This is a genomic window from Pyxidicoccus sp. M15 (assembly GCF_056858435.1).
Genome location: NZ_CM166495.1, coordinates 11,832,079 through 11,849,148 on the forward strand (window position 1 = coordinate 11,832,079; position 17,070 = coordinate 11,849,148).

At 72.0% G+C, this 17,070-nt stretch carries 14 protein-coding genes; 4 read left to right on the plus strand and 10 right to left on the minus strand.

The window, feature by feature from the left end; genetic code table 11:
• The first annotated feature begins 59 nt into the window (after window positions 1–59).
• Window positions 60–3,635, plus strand: a complete 3,576-nt coding sequence (locus ACX9TP_RS43870) for a DEAD/DEAH box helicase (RefSeq protein ID WP_482976661.1) — start codon at window positions 60–62, stop codon at window positions 3,633–3,635.
• Between the two features lie 102 nt (window positions 3,636–3,737).
• On the opposite strand, the gene ACX9TP_RS43875 is transcribed toward ACX9TP_RS43870, so the two are convergent.
• Window positions 3,738–5,150: an IS4 family transposase gene (locus tag ACX9TP_RS43875; RefSeq protein ID WP_482976662.1), complete on the minus strand. Its 1,413-nt coding sequence runs from the start codon at window positions 5,148–5,150 to the stop codon at window positions 3,738–3,740.
• Between the two features lie 770 nt (window positions 5,151–5,920).
• Window positions 5,921–6,277 carry a hypothetical protein gene (locus ACX9TP_RS43880; RefSeq protein ID WP_482976663.1) on the minus strand — a complete coding sequence of 119 codons (357 nt, stop codon included), beginning with the start codon at window positions 6,275–6,277 and terminating at the stop codon, window positions 5,921–5,923.
• A gap of 1 nt (window position 6,278) precedes the next feature.
• Here ACX9TP_RS43880 and ACX9TP_RS43885 point away from each other — a divergent pair, with 1 nt between their 5' ends.
• Window positions 6,279–6,983, plus strand: coding sequence for a hypothetical protein (locus ACX9TP_RS43885; protein ID WP_482976664.1), 705 nt, complete (start codon window positions 6,279–6,281; stop codon window positions 6,981–6,983).
• A 179-nt stretch (window positions 6,984–7,162) separates the two neighbouring features.
• On the plus strand, window positions 7,163–8,302 hold the full coding sequence (locus tag ACX9TP_RS43890; protein WP_482976665.1) for a hypothetical protein: 1,140 nt from the start codon (window positions 7,163–7,165) through the stop codon (window positions 8,300–8,302).
• A 292-nt stretch (window positions 8,303–8,594) separates the two neighbouring features.
• Here the strand turns inward: ACX9TP_RS43890 and ACX9TP_RS43895 are convergent, their stop codons facing one another.
• The 5 genes from ACX9TP_RS43895 to dapE all read right to left on the minus strand — a co-directional run bounded on the left by ACX9TP_RS43895 (window position 8,595) and on the right by dapE (window position 13,508).
• A complete protein-coding gene (locus ACX9TP_RS43895) occupies window positions 8,595–9,014 on the minus strand; it encodes a hypothetical protein (protein WP_482976666.1) in 420 nt (139 codons plus the stop codon).
• Between the two features lie 124 nt (window positions 9,015–9,138).
• On the minus strand, window positions 9,139–10,290 hold the full coding sequence (locus ACX9TP_RS43900) for a tetratricopeptide repeat protein (protein WP_482976667.1): 1,152 nt from the start codon (window positions 10,288–10,290) through the stop codon (window positions 9,139–9,141).
• 144 nt (window positions 10,291–10,434) lie between these two features.
• Complete coding sequence (locus ACX9TP_RS43905; RefSeq protein WP_482976668.1) at window positions 10,435–11,199, minus strand: LytR/AlgR family response regulator transcription factor; 765 nt, start codon at window positions 11,197–11,199, stop codon at window positions 10,435–10,437.
• Window positions 11,196–12,341, minus strand: coding sequence for a sensor histidine kinase (locus ACX9TP_RS43910; RefSeq protein ID WP_482976669.1), 1,146 nt, complete (start codon window positions 12,339–12,341; stop codon window positions 11,196–11,198). The genes ACX9TP_RS43905 and ACX9TP_RS43910 overlap by 4 nt, the downstream gene beginning before the upstream one ends.
• Window positions 12,342–12,419: 78 nt before the next feature.
• On the minus strand, window positions 12,420–13,508 hold the full coding sequence (gene dapE, locus ACX9TP_RS43915; protein ID WP_482976670.1) for a succinyl-diaminopimelate desuccinylase: 1,089 nt from the start codon (window positions 13,506–13,508) through the stop codon (window positions 12,420–12,422).
• Window positions 13,509–13,620: 112 nt separating this feature from the next.
• Between dapE and ACX9TP_RS43920 the strand changes: the two genes are divergently transcribed.
• Window positions 13,621–15,051, plus strand: coding sequence for an ankyrin repeat domain-containing protein (locus ACX9TP_RS43920; RefSeq protein WP_482976671.1), 1,431 nt, complete (start codon window positions 13,621–13,623; stop codon window positions 15,049–15,051).
• Between the two features lie 14 nt (window positions 15,052–15,065).
• On the opposite strand, the gene ACX9TP_RS43925 is transcribed toward ACX9TP_RS43920, so the two are convergent.
• From ACX9TP_RS43925 to ACX9TP_RS43935, 3 genes are all read right to left on the minus strand, one after another.
• Window positions 15,066–15,701 (minus strand): cupin domain-containing protein, encoded by a 636-nt coding sequence (locus tag ACX9TP_RS43925; RefSeq protein ID WP_482976672.1) that lies wholly within the window; start codon window positions 15,699–15,701, stop codon window positions 15,066–15,068.
• A 62-nt stretch (window positions 15,702–15,763) separates the two neighbouring features.
• On the minus strand, window positions 15,764–16,600 hold the full coding sequence (locus ACX9TP_RS43930) for a 2,3,4,5-tetrahydropyridine-2,6-dicarboxylate N-succinyltransferase (protein ID WP_482976673.1): 837 nt from the start codon (window positions 16,598–16,600) through the stop codon (window positions 15,764–15,766).
• A 78-nt stretch (window positions 16,601–16,678) separates the two neighbouring features.
• Window positions 16,679–16,999 carry a hypothetical protein gene (locus ACX9TP_RS43935; protein WP_482976674.1) on the minus strand — a complete coding sequence of 107 codons (321 nt, stop codon included), beginning with the start codon at window positions 16,997–16,999 and terminating at the stop codon, window positions 16,679–16,681.
• Window positions 17,000–17,070 lie beyond the last annotated feature (71 nt).

Below are 17,070 nucleotides of genomic sequence, written 5' to 3' on the forward strand. Positions count from 1 at the left end.
TCACGGTCCCCGGTATCGGCTTGCCTTTCCCCCTCGCTTCTTGAAGAAGAAGTCTCGCCATGCCCGCCGAGCCCGCGCCGTCCCCACTCCCCTCCTCCCCGGAGCCGGGAGGCCCTCCCTTCGACACGGATGGCGCGCTGCTCACGTGGCTGCGCACGCACGGCATCGAGCACGTCACCCGCCTGAGCCTCGTCATGCTCGGCCCCCGCGTGGAGGCCCCGCTGGTGCCGCAGTTCCGCATGGCCATCGCCGGGCGCAGGCTGGTGGAGCTGGCCAGCGCGGAGTCCGTGGCGCGGTGGACCTCCGACGTCCAGCCGTCCCCGAAGATGCGGGACCTGCTCCCCCGCCTCGCCTGCCGCTTCCTGGAGGACGAGCGCGCCGCCGCCGAGGACGCCCGCGCCTCCCTCCCCGAGCGCCTGCGTCCTCCCGAGGAAGCCCGCGCCCACCCCGTCCACCGCCTCCTCATGGAGCTGCGGGCCCGAATCCCCGGCACCGTCGCCGCCCGGCCGCGGCGCTGGCTGTCCCCGGAAGCCCTCCAGCACGACGCCGTCCTCCCCGGCTTCAAGCTCAAGGAGACGCGCTGCTCGGAGTTGCCGCTCGGCGCCGTGGCCGGCTTCATCCTCCCCGAGGCACGCCTCACCTTCTCGCCCACGGAGGTGAAGGCGGACTGCTCCTGCGGCGCCACCGCGTGCGTCCACATGCTCGCCGCCATCGACACCGCCCTGCTCTGGCTGCGCCAGCCCTGGACGGACGAGCTCGGCGACCTGCTCGAGGAGCTGGTCCGCCCCGCGTGGGAGCGCACGCTGCGCGCCCTGGAGCGCGCCGTCGAGGAGAGCCCGGGCGCGGCGGCGGGCTCGGAGCTCTCCTGGCGACTGGAGGTCATCCCCAGCTACGGCGTGGAGCTCGCCCCCTACATCCACCGCCGCAACAAGAAGGGGCAGCTCAGCACCGGCTCGCGGCTCACCCGGCGACGGCTCCTCCAGGAGTACGGCTCGCTGCTGTCCCCCACCGACGCGCGCCTCGCCGCGCTGCTGCCGGAGACCGCGGCCCCCGCTTCACGAGAGCTGCTCTTCGAGCTCGCCAACCACCCGCGCATCTTCCTGGAGGACACCCCGGAGCTGGTGCGAATCGAGCGCGCCCGGGTGGGGCTCGTCGCCGAGGACCGCGACGGCACCGTCATCGTCGCCGCCGGTGTGGACGGCGCCACCCTTCCCCCCACCCTGCTGGAGCGCGTGCGCAAGTCGAAGCCCGAGGAAGCCCTCTTCTTGTGGGACGAGGGCTCGCGCCGGCTCACCGTGCTCGACGTCAGCGCGGAGGCCCGCGCCGTCCTCTCCGTGCTCCAGCGCCACGGCAACGCCTTCCCTCCGGAGAGCCACGGCGCGCTCCTGGAGCGCCTGTCGAGGTTCTCCCAGCGCCTGCCGGTGGCCATGCCCCGCAGCGTCATGGGCGAGGCCCTCCCCACGCGCAACCTCATGGTGCTGCGGCTGGAGGCCCAGCACGGTGGCGGCGTGCGCCTGGAGCTCCGCACGCGTCCGCTGCCTGACAGCGGAGCCTTCATCCCCGGTGAGGGCTCCCGCGACGTCCACGTGCGGCGCGGCACCACGCCCTTCCACGCGGTGCGCGACTTCGTCCAGGAGCGCGAGGCCGCCGAGGCGCTCCTGGCCCGGCTCCCGCTCGACACCGCCAGTCCGGACGAGGTCTTCCCCTATACCTTCCTCTACACCAGCGCCCACGGCGCGCTGACGCTGCTCAAGGTCTGCGCCGCGCTGGAGCCGAAGCCCGAGCTGGAGTGGACCGGCGCGCCCCTGCGGCTGCTCGCCGGACGCGGGCCCGCCGCCCTCAGGGTCACCGTCGAGCGCAAGCGCCACTGGTTCGGTGTGCTCGGCGCGCTGTCCGTGGACGGAGAGCGCGTGGAGCTGGCCCGGCTGCTGGACGCGGCCCGCCGCAAGGAGCGCTTCGTCCACGTCACCGCGCAGTCCTACGTGGAGATTGAAGACGCCCTGCGCCAACACCTGGAGCGGCTGTCGGACCACGCGTACCTCTCGCGCCACGGCCTGGAGGTGGGCCCGTCCGCCGCGGAGGCCCTGAGCGCGCTCGGCGCCGCGGGCGCGAAGGTGGAGTCGGACGCCGCGTGGCAGCAGCTCGTGGAGCGCATCTTCGCCGCGAAGGAGCTGCGCCCCCGCGTGCCCGCGACGCTGAAGACGGAGCTGCGCGACTACCAGCTCGACGGCTTCCGCTGGCTCACGCGGCTGGCCTCGTGGAACGCGGGCGGCGTGCTCGCGGACGACATGGGCCTGGGCAAGACGGTGCAGGCCCTGGCCGTGCTGCTCGACAGGAGCAAGCTCGGCCCCGCGCTGGTGCTGGCCCCCACCTCCGTGGCCTTCAACTGGATGGATGAGGCGAAGCGCTTCGCCCCCTCCCTGCGGATGCACCTCTACGCGGACGCGGAGGACCGGGGCGGCACGCTGGAGCGCCTGGGGCCGAAGGACGTCCTCGTGCTCAGCTACGGCCTGCTCACGCGCGACATCGAGCGGCTGTCCGCCCTGCGCTTCTCCACCGTCGTCTTCGACGAGGCCCAGACGCTGAAGAACGCGGCGACGCACCGCTTCCGCGCGGCCAGGCTGCTGGAGGCGGACTTCCGCTTCGCCCTCTCCGGCACGCCGCTGGAGAACCACCTGGGCGAGCTGTGGGCCCTCTTCGCCGTCGTCTTCCCGGAGCTGCTCGGAAGCTGGGAGGCCTTCCGCGAGCGCTTCGCGGCGCCGATTGAAAAGGGCATCGACCCCACCGCCGCGCCCGCGCTGGCCCGCGTCCTGCAACCCTTCCTCCTGCGGCGCACCAAGGCCCAGGTGGAGGCGCAGCTGCCCCCGCGCACCGACGTGCGCGTGCCCGTGGTCTTCTCCTCCGCCGAGTGGCAGCTCTACGAGGATGCCCGGCTCGCGGCGCTCTCGGACCTGGAGACGCGCAAGGCGAAGCTGCGCGAGCAGGAGCGCCGCATCGAAGTCCTGGCCGCGCTCACTCGGCTGCGCCTGCTCGCCTCGCACCCGCGCCTCTACGACGCGTCCTCCACGCTGGAGTCCTCCAAGCTGAAGCGCTTCATGGAGCTGGTGGAGGAGCTGCGGGCGGAAGGGCAGCGGACGCTCGTCTTCAGCCAGTTCACCTCGCACCTGGCGCTGGTGCGCGAGGTGCTGGACGCGCAGGGCATCCGGTACGAGTACCTGGACGGCCAGACACCGCAGGGCGCACGGGCGGAGCGGGTGCGGGCCTTCCAGGAGGGCACCGCGCCGCTGTTCCTCATCTCCCTCAAGGCCGGCGGCTTCGGCCTCAACCTCACCGCCGCCACCAGCGTCATCCACCTGGACCCGTGGTGGAACCCGGCCGTGGAGGACCAGGCGTCCGACCGCGCCCACCGCATCGGCCAGGAGCGTCCCGTCACCGTCTACCGGCTGGTGGCGCGCGGCACCCTGGAGGAGCAGATGCTCGCGCTGCACGAGCACAAGCGCGCGCTGGTGGCCGGCGTCCTCGAAGGCAAGGACCAGGCGGGCCGGCTCACCACGAAGGAATTGCTCGCCCTCCTCGCCCAGAAGCTCGCCCCTCCGGCCCCGACCGGGGATGAGCCGCCGCCCACCCGTCACTGAGGTGCACCGGGGGCACCATGGGCCCGGGCGCGCCGCGGTGGGTAAAACGCGCGCCCCACCTGTGGCGCGGCGGGGTGCGGTGGAAGGAACGTTCCTTAGGATTCAACAGAACTCTGGAGCGGCCCGAGCAGCCAGCCATCCCTCTAGAGCCGTGGTGAGCCTGTCCTGGCCGCGCGCGAGCGTCTGCCACCCGGGGCGTCCGTTGTGTTTGAGGTGGCCGCCCAGCCCGCCCAGGGCGAGGAGTGCCTCACCGCAGGTGGGTTTGGGGCCGAGGTGCACGCGCACCGAGAGATGGCGCAGCAACGCGAGCTCGTCGGGGCTGAAGAGGTCCGTAGCGAGAGTGGTGGGGGACTGGTGCGCCAAGGTTCTGAGGGCCAGCAGGCGCCAGGCCAGCGGAAGCAGGAGTGCGAGGGCGTTGAGCAGCGCGTGCAAACTCATCAACTGACGCTTCTCCAAGGCACAGCCTGTCTTGAGGGCCTTGAAGAGTTCCTCCACACTCCAGCGTGCCCGGTAGCAATCCACCACGTGCGCGACAGCCTCCGGGGTGTCCACCGGCAGCGTCGTCAGCAGCACCCAGCGCACCGGTTGCTGGCCCTCGGCAGGCCGCGGCTCCACCACCTCCACCGCATTGAGAGTCAGGGTGGAGGGCACGTCCGCATCGCGTTGGGAGTACTCGCTGGCGTGCAGGACCAACCCGCTTCGGGCACGCACCTCAAGGTGCGCGGTGCGCGCCTGCCGTGCGGGCTGCTTTTTGGCGGGCGCGCCCCCATTGCGGCCCTTCCACCGGGCCTTGACCGCCCCGAGCGACACCTCTCGGGTGAGCAGTGTCGGTGCGGTTTCGAGTGCGGCGTGTAGGTGGCGGGCCGGGTCCGTCTCAGAGCCCAGTGCGTCCACCAGCCGGTTGAAGCGAGTGCGGATGACGAAGGCGCAGTCATGCTGGGTCAGCTCGTAGAAGAGACGGAAGCTGTCGGCCTCCTGGTCCATGACGTGCACCACCTGGGGCACGCTGGCCTGGGTGCACCGCTGCTGCACGGTGTGCGCCAGCGTCTGCCACATCTGCGACTCACGCTCTGCCTGCGGGCGTGCCTGGCTCTCCTTCTTCTGCTGCGCAGTGGTGCGCTTGGGGCGCACAGGACGCACGTGGGGGTGCAGTCCGACAACGCCCAACGGGTGCGCCAGCACGTGCTCAGGCGACGGTAGACTGCAGGCGAGCGCCAGGTGGGCCTCGAAGCCGGATTCGCCTCGGTTGAGCGTCCCCACCCCCTCGCGCACGCCCGCCTCACTGCCCACAAACCGCACGTTGGTGGTGTCGTGAGCGACGACCACGGGGCGGCCCTGCGCTGCCGCGGCCTGGCAGCGCGCAAGACTCTGCGCGATATGGGGCGCCAGCACGTCCGCCCACTCCACCTTCTTATTGCTCAGCAAGCGGTAGCACCCCTCCAGCTCCGCCGCGCCTCGGCAGGCTTCCGGAAAGCTAGTGCCGGGCGCAGGCGCGAGCCGCTCGGCAATGGCCACCAACCTCTGGGTGCGACGGGTGTCCCCCAACTGCGCTGACTCATACTCCTCTGGAAGCGGAGGCAGCCGGGCTGAAGAACAGGCAGGCACACTGGCCGCAGCAGGCTTCTTGCGCAAGAGCATCTATGCGCAACCCGTCTCGCGTTCTGTTGAATCCTAAGGAACGTTCGTTCCACTCGGATGCGGCGGCCCCGCGCGGCGAAGCGGGCAGGCGGGCAGACGTCGAGCCCCTTGTTGCTCGCACCGTGTGGCATGCGGACCCTCCTCCTCGGCGGAGGGGGTTTCATCATGCGTCTGGGGCTGGGGTGGCGTTGGGCCCGGACCGTCATCGGGATGACGGTGCTGGGTTGGATGGGGATGGTGACGGCTTGCAGCAGCGGTGAGGCGCACGCGCCTGCTGACACGGGAGACTGCACGGACACGCTCGGAGGAGACTGCTCCGCGGCGCCCGAGCCGACTCCGGACGACGGTGGCGACCTCCCGCCGCCTGTCGAGCAACCCCAGGAGGAGCCTCCTCCGGACACCAGCCAGGACCCCGTGACGGAGCCACCGCCGCCCCCGCCGGGGCCGGGCGCCACGCTGTGGGTGGCGCGCGAGGGCACGCCGCAGGACGACCTGGCGCTGGACGCGGCGGTGGACGCCAGCGGCGACATCCTCACGGTGGCCGTCCACGGCATCGATGACCTGGAGACCCGCACCCGGACGGATGACCGCGTCTCCCTGGTGCTGACGCGGCGCTCGGCGGACGGTGAGACCCGCTGGCAGCGGACCTACGAGGTGCGCGCGCCCGAGACGCCCGCGGAGCTGCACGCCGACGTGCGCGCCCACGTGGCCGTGGACCCGGCGGGCGGCTTCTTCCTGGCGGGCAACGTGACGGGCCTGCTGGACTTCGAGACGCGCGAGCTGGGCGACGGCGCCTTCGTGGCCCGGATGGATGCGAATGGCAACCTCGTCTGGGCGAGCACGCCCGCGGGCAACGGCCTCACCGTGGCGGACCTCGCGGTGGACGCCCAGGGCCGCGCGCTGGTGGCCCTCAACGGCTCCAGCGCCGTGGTGGTGACGTACTCGGCGGACGGGAAGGCGGAGCACTCCCTCTCCATCGGCAGGCCCGACGGGAAGGAGGACACCGTGGAGGTAATTACCCTCGCGGTGGACGGCCGCGGGCGGATGGCGGTGGGCGGCCGCTACGTGGGCGCGGTGCGCTTCGGCAACCAGCACGTGGAGTCCACCCGCGACGGCAGCCCCTTCCTGGCGCTCTACTCGGACGGCGCGCTGACGTGGGCCAAGGCGCTGCGGCACGCACGCGGCGCCGTGACGGCGGTGGGGCTGGACACCGCGGGCGAGGTGGTGGCCACCGGGCCCTTCCTGGGCACCGTGGACTGGGCGGGGAAGAAGCTCCAGGGCCACCCCTACCGCTACAGCCCCTTCCTCATCTCCACGCAGGCGGGTGGCCAGGAGCGCTGGGGCCGCAACCTGGGTGACGGGCTCCAGGTGGGCGCGCTCGCGGTGGACGCCTCGGGCGAGGTGGTGGTGGGAGGCTTCACCTACAACCGCATCGAGGACGGCGCCGCCAGCTCGGACGGCATGGGCTCCTCCCAGCCGGTGGCCCTGCGCTACGACGCCACCGGCGCGGTGGTGGCCACCCGCCTCTTCCTGTCGGACCCGCCCAAGCCCCGGGGTGAGCTGGCTGGCCTGGAGGCCATGCCCACCGTGGCGGTGCTGCCGGGAGGCGATGCCATCTTCTTCGGCCACACGGACCGGGACAGCGACTTCGGCCCCGGCCGTCGCTCCGCGGCCCGGGGGGACCTCTTCCTCCTGCGCCTCAAGCGCTGACGTCCGGCGACGGCGTCCGGAAGCCCGGCCGGGTCGGAGCCCACCCTCCGACCCGGCACTTCCGTGTCTTTTGCGACAAGCCGGTTCATGCGACGTTCTTCTCCGCGAGAAGCACCCGCCCCGTACGCGCCTGTTTTGGGGAGGCGCGCACGAGGGAATACCCAAGCGGAGGAGAAGTCATGTCGAAGAGATTCACGTGGGTCGTCGGCGCGCTGGTCAGCATGAGCGCACTGCTGGCGGCCTGCTCGTCCGGAGGCAACACCGAGGGGAACCCGCCGGAGGAGCAGCCCGGTCTCGAGGGCGAGGCGCAGGTGTCGGTGAAGGGGCTGTCGGCCTGGGAAATCCAGTCCATGGTGGTGACTGCGCACCCGGCCAACGTCACCAAGGCGCTGGCGTACTCGTCCGACGCGGGCACCTTCACCGGGACGCTGGTGCTGCCGACGGGCACGCAGACGCTGACGGCGAATGGCTATGCCTACGTGGGCACCAACGACGGCGGCACGCCGGACGCGGGCACGGACGCGGGCAGCAGCAGCCTGACGCTGGTGGCCACCGGCACCGCGACGGTCAACATCGTGGCGAACACCACGGCGGCCGTCTCCATGCGCATCTATGACCAGACGCCGCCGGACCCGCAGCCGGACATCGCGCCGTACATCCGCTCGGTGACGGCCTCCAGCACGAGCACGCAGGTCAACCAGGCCATCACCCTGTCCGTGGTGGCGACGGACCTGGACGGCGACACGCTGTCCTACTTCTGGTCGAGCGACTGCCCCTCCAGCTTCTTCTCCAACCGCACCTCGGCCACGACGTCCTGGGCGAGCTCCGCTCCGGGCGCATGCACCCTGAGCGTGGAGGTGATCGCGCGCGGCCAGACGGTGTACGAATCCCTGTCCGTGGTGGTCTTCTCGGGTGGCGCGGATGGCGGCACGGGCGGCGCGCAGGTGAATGGCGAGTACATCCAGCGGCCGGAAATCTACGCCATGGGCATCTACAACAGCGGCTCGATGCCGTTCACCATCATCTACCGCTTCAACTCCACGGCGAACCTGCCGAACGTGGCTCCGAACCAGGAGTACTACCTGGAGTTCCCCATCGACTACGGCACGCGCACTGGCAACCGCAGCTCGAACCTGACGGTCTCCTGCGGCACCGTGACGAAGAACTACGACACGTGCACCCAGAACGCGAACTGCTACAGCAACTACATCTGGGTGACTCCGGATGCGGGCGTGGGTGGCACGGCGTGCAAGGTGACGGCGAGCGCCACCAACGAGATGCTGACGGACAGCTTCTCGGCGGGCGTCCTCGTGCGGTAGTCGGCGCAAGAGCGCCGGGCGCGCCCCTGGGGCGCCCGTGCGTGCTCGAGGGCCACGGTGCGCGGCGAATGTCCGCGACCCGTGGCCCTTCGTGTTTCCAGCGGGCGGCTGCGAGTGGCGCGGGGAGGAGCGGGGCGAAGCCCGCACCCGGCCCTGGCGCCTGCATGCCAGCGGCTGCGGGTGGCGCGGGGCGGGACGGGGCGAAGCCCGCCCCCAGCCCTGGCGCCTGCATGCCAGCGGCGCGCTCTCGTGGCGGGTGGACGGGGCGAAGCCCACGCACCCCGCCGGCACGCTAGCGGCGCGAGCTCTTGCGGCTGGTGGTGCGGCGAGCGGCGCTCTTGCGCGCGCCCCCTCGTGCGGAGGTCTTCCGAGCGGTGGTCTTGCGAGCCGTCCTCCCGGCGGCGGCCGTCTTGCGCGTGGTGGCCTTGCGAGCGCCACGGCCCGTCGCGCGGGTGGCCGTCTTGCCGCGAGCAGCGCTCTTGCGGGTGGCCGTCTTGCCGCGGGCGGCCGTCTTGCCCCGCGTGGTGGCGCGCTTCGCGGAGGTCTTCCGCGCGCCCTTCCGGGCACCGGCGGCGCGAGTGGAGGTCTTGCGGGTGGTCCGGCGCGCCGAGGTGCCGCGACGCCGCGTGGACGTGGTGCCTCCCGTGCCGGTGGTGGGGGTGGACGCCACGGCGTCGGTGATCTGCGAGTTCACGAGGGTCTCATTCGTCATTCAATCGGCTCCGGAAGAGAAGACAGCGTGTGATGCCAGAGCAGGGTACGCCCATTCCTTCACGCGCAGTGCAGCGAACCCATGAAGATGAACGACAGCGGACGAATGACACGCGCGGCGCCGCTCAGCGAAGCGCGATGCCGTGCTCGCGACCGAGCTGCTCCACGTCCGCGAGCACGACGCTCAGCCCGCGCGAGCTCGCGACGTCCCAGGCGCGACGGACCCACTCCTCGACGCGCGCCGTATCGCCCCGCAGGGCATGTGTCCGCGCCACGTCGAGCTGCACATCGGCCAGCGTGAGCCAGTCCTGGTGGGCCTCGGCGTTGGCCATGGCCTGCTCCAGGTGCGGGAGCGCGGACGCGGCATCCTGGCGGCGCAGGTGGACGCGGCCCAGGGCGGCGTGGGACTCGCGCAGGCTCGCCGGGTCCTTCACCTCCTCCGCCATGCGCAGCGCCCGCTGCACGGCGGCGAGCGCCTCGTCACTCCGGGGCTCGCGCAGGGTGAGCACCTGGGCCACGGCAATCAGCGCGAACACCTGACCGGTGCGGAAGCCCACCTGCTCGCGCAGGCGCAGGCACTCCCGGTGCCACGCGAGCGCCGTGTCCAGGTCCCCGTCCTTCTCGAAGAGGTCGGCCAGGTGACGCAGGTCATACGACTGCATGAGCGCGTCTCCGGACTCCCGTGCGAGCGCGAGCGAGCGCTCGAAGAAGCCGCGCGCTCCGGCCGCATCCCCCTGGAACTGCCGGGTGAGGCCCAGGTGGAAGAGGGCCTCGGTGGCACCCCGGGCATCCCCTGCCTCCGAGGCCAGGACATGGGCCCGCTCGAAGAGGGCGACAATGGGCTCCCACTCGCCTCGTCCCGCGACGACCTTGTTCCAGTAGAGGAACATGCCGTGGGCATCGAGCGCGGCGGCCAGCGCGCTCCGGTCCCCCGAGTCCTCCGCGAGCTGCCGCGCGCGCTGGAGGACGGCGAGCACGTCGGCCTCCTTCATCCCCGGCTCATGGCGGAGCTGGCGCGAGAGGACCCGGCCCAGCTCCGCCTGGAGGCGGGCCTCACCGGCGGCGTCCTTCAGCAGCCGGGCCCGTTCAATGGCGAAGCGTCCCAGGTCCGTGGCCTCGTGGAAGCGGCTCTCCAGGTCATACGCCTGCATGACGGAGACGGCGGACGCGGCGAACGAGGCCCCCTGCACCGTGCGCCCCGCGCCCCCCTGCCCCGCCCGCCCGGCCGCGCAGCCAGTGACGAGTCCCAGCAGTCCCACGAAGATGATGCGCCGCATGTCTTCCTCCCGGGAGGCGCTCTGGCCTCCATCGCCCGGAAAGCTACGGAGGCGCCCGGCGGAAAGGGCGCTCCTGGGACGAGGCGCGGCAGGAAGGGACGAGCCGCATGCCCCGGGTGACGGGACGCGGCGCGCCGAGCCTCCCTAAAGAGGATGACCGAGCACCTGCTCCAGCCGCGCACGGTACGTCCGGCTCAGCGTCAGCTCCCGCCCGTCGCGCAGCAGCAGCCGGTGGTCCCCGGACAGCGTGGGTGACAGCGAGTGGATGCGGTCCACGTTGACGAGCACCGAGCGGTGGACGCGCGCGAACCTGCGCGAGGCGAGCCGGGCCTCCAGCTCCGCCATCGTCTCGCGCAGCAGGTGTTCCTCACGGCCCACGTGCAGGGTGACGTAGTTGCCGGCGGACTCCACCCAGTCGATGTCCTCCACCGGCACGAGCAACGTCTGCGCGCCGGACTTCACCACCAGGCGCTCGGCGCCCGGAGCCACGGGCCGCAGCTCCTGGAGCAGGTGCTGGAGCTGCTGCTTCAAGTCCACCGGGGGCGAAGCCAGGCGCTCGCGGACGCGGGCCAGGGTGCGCCGGAAGCGCTCCACCGTGAAGGGCTTGAGGAGGTAGTCCACGGCGGCGGCTTCGAACGCGCGCACCGCGTGCTGCGGCCACGCCGTGACGAAGACGACCACGGGCGGAGGCGTCCCCGCCGCTTCCGCGAGCACGCCAAAGCCATCCCGCTCCGGCATCTCCACGTCGAGGAACACCAGCGCCGGACGCTCGCGGGCGATGACGGAGAGCGCCTCCTGCCCGTCGCCGCACTCGGCCAGCGGGTGCAGGTCCGTCTCCGGAGCCAGCAGGGTGCGCAGCCGCTCGCGGGCCAGGGGCTCGTCATCGACGATGAGGGTGCGGACCGTCATGGCCGGGCGCTCCGGTAGGGCAGCGAGAGGGACACGGAGAACCCGCGCGGCGCATTGGCCTCCAGCGTCATCGAGTGCGCGGCCCCATGGAGCCGCTCCAGCCGGGCCCGCGTGCTTCCCAGCCCGATGCCCTCGCGCAGCCCCTCCAGTCCGGAGGACGGTGGCCCGACGCCGTCATCCCGGACCTCCACGGACAGCCGCGCTCCGGAGCGAGAGGCCCGGACCCACACCCGCCCGGGCCCCCGGCGAGGGGCGATGCCGTGGCGGATGGCGTTCTCGACCAGCGGCTGGAGCAGGAGCGGCGGCACCAGCGCGTCGCGAGCCTCGGGGGCCACGTCCACCTCCACGTGGAGCCGGTCGGAGAAGCGGGTGCGCTCGATGTCGAGGTACGGCGCGAGCAGGTCCAGCTCCTCCGAGAGGGGCACCTCGTGGCGGCCGTCGCGCTCCAGGCTGGCGCGCAGCAGCTCACTGAGCTGGCCCACCATGCGGTCCGCGGCCTCCACGTCGCGGTGCATGAGGGCGGAGATGGCGTGGAGGGTGTTGAAGAGGAAGTGCGGGCGGAGCTGGCTGCGCAGCAGGTGGAGCTGCGCCTGCGCGAGCTGGGCCTCCAGCTGCGAGGCGCGCACGGCCTCCTCGCGCACCTGCCGCGAGTAGCGCACGGCCGCGTCCAGCCCCACCACGGAGAGGTAGATGAGCAGGTCGAAGTCGGTCGTCTTCGACAGCATGTACGTGAAGTACGACCACGAGGCGGGCCAGCCGCCCACGGGCGTCAGCAGCAGGTGGCGCAGCCCCGCGTGCAGGGCCATGTGCGCCACGGCGAAGAGGAGGCCCGGTGGCAGGTGGAGCGCGAGCTGCACGGGCCAGGGCCGTCCGGTGGCGCGCACCCGCCGCGCGACGGCGAGGATGAACGGGGTGAGGAGGGCCCAGCTGTACCACTCGACGGCGCCCACGACGAACGTCTCGCCGAAGCCGGAGGGCTCGCCCAGCGACGCGCGGTAGACGGACAGCTGCGCGGTGTATACGAGCACCAGCACCGTGTAGCCGGCCAGCACCAGCGCGGGCCCGAGCCAGCGTCGTGGGACGCCCCCGGGCACGAATCGCGAGAGCCACGAGGGCCGGGACACGGAAGGGCTCGATGCCATGATGGGGAGGGATTGTAGGCCCACCCCCGGGGGTGCCGTCACACCGGGCCGGAGCGCCAGGCCCGGTGCCTCACGGCGTCAGCCCGCCCCCTGGAGGAAGGCGGCGAGCTTCTCGTACGCCACGGCCAGCGGCGGAATGGGCGCGCTCTCGTTGGCCTGGTGGGCCTGGGCCGTCTCACCGGGCCCGTAGTTCACCGCGTCCACGCCCCACTCGCCGAAGCGGGCCACGTCCGTCCACGCCTGCTTGGACGCGGCGGGCAGGCCCGTGAGCGCCAGCAGCTTCTTGAACAGCGGATTGCCGGCCGCCACCGGGCCGCTGGGCGAGGCGTCGGTGAACTCCACCTCCGCGCGGCCCGCGACGAGCGCCCGCACGTCCTCCTTCGCCTGCTCGATGCTCTTGCCCGGCGCGAAGCGGTAGTTGAGGTTCAGCTCGAACGCCTCGGGGATGACGTTGCGCGCGCGGCCGCCCTTGGCCAGCGTGGCGTTGATGACCTCGTAGAAGGGGAAGCCGGCGACATCCACCTCCACGCGCTGGCGGCCGAGCAATTCCGTGAGGAACGGCCCCGCCTTGTGGATGGCGTTCTCCCCCTGCCACGGCCGCGCCGAGTGCGCGCTGCGCCCGGTGAAGCGCACCGTCACCTGCATGGAGCCGACACAGCCCACCTGCACCACGCTGTCGGTGGGCTCCATGGCGATGCCGAACTTCACCCGCGCCAGGTCCGGACGCTGGGCGAACAGCGGAATGAGGCCGCTCTCCGCGTAGGCGCCCTCCTCGCGCTCGTAGAAGAGGAAGGCGAGGTTGACGGGCAGCGTGTCGCGGCGGAGGTCCTCGGCCAGCGCCATCATCACCGCCAGGCCGCCCTTCATGTCGGAGGCGCCGAGCCCGAAGATGCGCTCGCCCTCGATGCGCGGCTCGCGGCCCTGGTCGCTCGGGTGCGCGGGCACGGTGTCCAGGTGGCCGATGAGCGCCACCGTGGGACGCGCGTCCTCCAGGTGTCCGAGGAGCAGCGTGTGCCCGACGCGGAACACCTCGTCGCGCTTGAAGTGCTGGAGGGCCCAACGTTCGACGTGGTCGGCGATGGGGCCTTCGTGGGTGATGGGGCTGGGAATGCGGCACAGCTCGAGCGTGGTGTGAGCGAGCCGGGTGGCCAAGTCTAGGGAAGACATGCGGCGGGCACCATACCGCCGCGCCACCCGGAATGCAGTCGGCCCCGCGCCCGAGTGAGCGGCGTGTGACAGGGGCGGGACACCCGGTGGGGCAGTGGTGTAATCCCGTGGCATGTCCGAGAACGCGACCCAGGCCCTGCTCGCCCTGTGCGAAGACAAACGCCGATGGAAGGCGGAGCTGACCGTGGAAGCCGTCCGCGCGCTGCTGGCCCAGGGTGCCGACGTGAACGGGCGCGGCCAGTATGGCTCGACGCCGCTGCACCTGGCCGTGAACGCGCCCTACGCGAAGTCGGACCCGCGCCCCGATATCGACGTGGTACGCGCACTGCTGGAGGCGGGCGCGGACCCGAATGCTCGCGACGAGCAAGCCAAGACACCGCTCCTCCGCGCCGTCCCCCTCAACGAGGACACCGCCTACGAGCCGCACGCCCTGGAGCTCATCGCCGTGCTGCGCGCGGCGGGGGCGACGGTGCCCTCCGACGTGAAGGACTCCCGCTCGGCAGCGTTCTATCTCAGCGGTGCGGCGCTCTACAAAGAGCTGCTCGACGCGGGCGCCCCGGTGGACGCGCGCGACAACGGCGGACAGACGCCGCTTCACAGCGCGGCCTCACGCGGATTTGCGCCCATCACCGAGCTGCTGCTCGCGCGGGGCGCCGAGGTGAATCCGCTCGACCTGCTCGGCCGCACCCCGCTCGGCCTCGCGCTGCGCGAGCGCGACAAGCCTTGGGTCAAGGCCAACAACCGCACCGCGGGCTTCAAGGCCCTCATCGCCCTGCTGGAGCGCGCCGGGGGCCAGCCGCGCGTCCCCTACGCCCGGAACGAGGCGGACCCGTTCGCTCCCATCCCCGTCGACAGCGCCGCGCTGCGCGCCGCCGTGCCGAAGAACCGGTTCCCCTTCGAGCACGAGGTGGACTCGGCGCAGGAGCTCGTCACCGGAATCCACGGCTACGGCGAGCCCGAGCGGGCGCTGGCCCTGCTGACGGCGCTGGGGGACGTGCTCGGTGAGCCGCCGCGGCCCCTGCGCCTGGCGGGCCCGCTGAGGCTGGACCAGCCCTTCTTCCACCACGGCGACCTGGAGGTGGACGGCAACCTCGACATCGGCCGGACCTTCGGTGTCACGGGCAACCTCACCGTCCACGGCGTGCTGGAGGACCAGGACAACGACTCGAAGGTCAACGTGCTCGGGGACGTGCGCTGCCACGCGCTCTACACGGACGGGGAGATCAACATCCAGGGAGACCTCCACGCGCGCGACGTCGTCTACACCTATTACAACGACCACACGCTGGCAGCCCGCACCATCCACGCGCGCGTCGTCATCGAGGACGACCACGGCATCATGGCGTCCGTCCAGGCCGAGCATCACTTCGACATGGACACGTACAGCCAGGGCTACGGCGAAGGGGTGCCCGAGCGCCTGAAGGCGCTGTTCGTCGACGAGGTGTTCGAGGCCGAAGCGGAGGAAGAGCCGACCCGGCTCGACAGGGCCGAGCTCTTCGACCGCCTGCGCAAGGGCCTGCCCGTCTTCCGCGAGAAGCCCTGACGCGCAAGGCCCGCTCACGCGGACGAAGCGGCTTCCTCCTCGAAGCTCGTCACGCCCTCCAGCAGGGACGCGCAGAGGCACGCCGGGCCGTCCAGCGCGGTGAAGCCGTGCACGCTGCTCTCCGACTTCTCCAGCTCCTCGCCCGGCCACACCTCGTGGCCGTCGTCCTCGCGGAAGCCGCCCTCCAGCACCAGGTTCCACTCGCGGCCGTGGTGCGTGTGGCGCGGGTAGCGCACGCCCGGGTTGAGCCGGAGGATGCCGGCCAGCGTCCCCTCGCGCGCGGGCCCCGTCTCCACCGGCATCAACTCCGAGCCCTCCACCGGCCCCGGCATCCACATGGACGGGTCGCTCACGGACTCCAGCAGCGCCAGCGCCTTCTCACGCGTCAGGTCGAAGAACGCGGCCACGCGGTCCGCGAAGCGGGCCAGCCGCCCCGGGCCTTCCATCTGCGCCATCACCCGGGCCAGCACCTCGGGCGGAGGCTCCACGGGGACGACCAGCGCGGTGAGACCCTCACGCACGGGCAGCAGCCGGGCCGCTTCCGCACGGCACCGGGCACACTCGGCCAGGTGCCGCTCGGCGGCCTCCCAGGCCCCGGCATCCAGGGTGCCCAGCGCCCACTCAGGCAGGATGTCGTCCACGTGCTTCATCGTCACATTCCACCCCACTCCACCCTATCTACGGAATGTGGGCCCGGTTGGATTTCTCCAGGCTAGACGGGCACGGCGAAGTCGCGCAGGGCGGCGTTGAGGCTCGTCTTCCGGTCGGTGGACTGATTGCGCTGACCGATGATGAGCGCGCACGGCACCATGTATTTCCCGGCGGGGAATTGCTTCTCCCGCATGCCCGGAATCACCACGCTGCGCGCGGGCACCCGGCCCTTGTAGACCTTCTCCTCCGGGCCGCTGACGTCGATGATTGGCATGGACGCGGTGAGCACCACGTTGGCGCTCAGCACCGCCTCCTCCTCCACCACCACGCCCTCCACCACGATGCAGCGGCTGCCCAGGAAGGCGCCGTCCTCGATGATGACCGGAGACGCGGTGGGCGGCTCGAGCACGCCGCCCAGCCCCACGCCGCCGGACAGGTGCACGTGCTTGCCCACCTGCGCGCAGCTGCCGACGGTGGCCCAGGTGTCCACCATGGTACCCGCGCCCACGCGCGCGCCGATGTTGACGTAGCCGGGCATCACCACCGCATCCCGCTCCACGAAGGCGCCGTAGCGCACAGTGCCCGGGGGCACCACGCGCACGCCCGCCGCCTCCAGCCCCTTCTTCAGCGGCACCTTGTCGTAGAACTCGAAGGGGCCCACCTCCATCACCTGCATCTCCGACACCGCGAAGAACAGGAGGATGGCCTCCTTCACCCAGGCGTTGACCTTCCACCCGTCCGGGCCCTTCTCCGCCACGCGGAGCTCGCCCGAGTCCAGCCGGGCCAGCGTCTCGCGCACGGCGGCCACGTGGGCCGCATCCTTCAGCTTCGTCCGATCCGCGAACGCGGCGGACACCCTCTGCGACAGCTCGTCAATGGGGGACAGGGAGGAAGACATGGCCGCTCCTTGAATCACACTTTGGCGTGCCGCGCCGCACCCGAGTGCGGGCCCGGGTCCACACCGCCGGCTGCGGCCTCACGAGCGTGCTTCGCCCCATCCCACCGGCTCCGTCAGCGGGTGCGTCTGCGTGGGAATCTCCCCGTGCAGATTCCTGTCCGCCGCCACCTGCCGTCCGGCGCTCCGTCCCTCCAGCAGCACCTCGCCCCGCGCCACGTGCCGCACCCGCGACAGCGGCAGCTCCGTCCAGTGCGAGCTGAAGGGCCAGCGCCGCACGTACAGGTGCTCCTGCCCGATGAGGGCCACGTGCCCCAGCTTCTTCCCGTCCTCGTCGCGCACCCGCATGCCCTGAACGATGGAGCGCCGCTCGAACGGCGACGCCGCGTCTGGCCAACCCATCAATGTCACCTCCTCGCCTCTCAAGCTGGGGCCCCACCCGCCCGGCCGCGAGCACTCGGCCAGCGCCTGTC

Bases quoted from the DNA above. Each gene is read 5' to 3' on its own strand.
- ACX9TP_RS43870 (WP_482976661.1), top strand. From the start codon at position 60: ATGCCCGCCGAGCCCGCGCCGTCCCCACTCCCCTCCTCCCCGGAGCCG.
- ACX9TP_RS43890 (WP_482976665.1), top strand. From the start codon at position 7,163: ATGTCGAAGAGATTCACGTGGGTCGTCGGCGCGCTGGTCAGCATGAGC.
- ACX9TP_RS43895 (WP_482976666.1), bottom strand. From the start codon at position 9,014: ATGACGAATGAGACCCTCGTGAACTCGCAGATCACCGACGCCGTGGCG.
- ACX9TP_RS43900 (WP_482976667.1), bottom strand. From the start codon at position 10,290: ATGCGGCGCATCATCTTCGTGGGACTGCTGGGACTCGTCACTGGCTGC.
- ACX9TP_RS43905 (WP_482976668.1), bottom strand. From the start codon at position 11,199: ATGACGGTCCGCACCCTCATCGTCGATGACGAGCCCCTGGCCCGCGAG.
- ACX9TP_RS43910 (WP_482976669.1), bottom strand. From the start codon at position 12,341: ATGGCATCGAGCCCTTCCGTGTCCCGGCCCTCGTGGCTCTCGCGATTC.
- dapE (WP_482976670.1), bottom strand. From the start codon at position 13,508: ATGTCTTCCCTAGACTTGGCCACCCGGCTCGCTCACACCACGCTCGAG.
- ACX9TP_RS43920 (WP_482976671.1), top strand. From the start codon at position 13,621: ATGTCCGAGAACGCGACCCAGGCCCTGCTCGCCCTGTGCGAAGACAAA.
- ACX9TP_RS43925 (WP_482976672.1), bottom strand. From the start codon at position 15,701: ATGAAGCACGTGGACGACATCCTGCCTGAGTGGGCGCTGGGCACCCTG.
- ACX9TP_RS43930 (WP_482976673.1), bottom strand. From the start codon at position 16,600: ATGTCTTCCTCCCTGTCCCCCATTGACGAGCTGTCGCAGAGGGTGTCC.
- ACX9TP_RS43935 (WP_482976674.1), bottom strand. From the start codon at position 16,999: ATGGGTTGGCCAGACGCGGCGTCGCCGTTCGAGCGGCGCTCCATCGTT.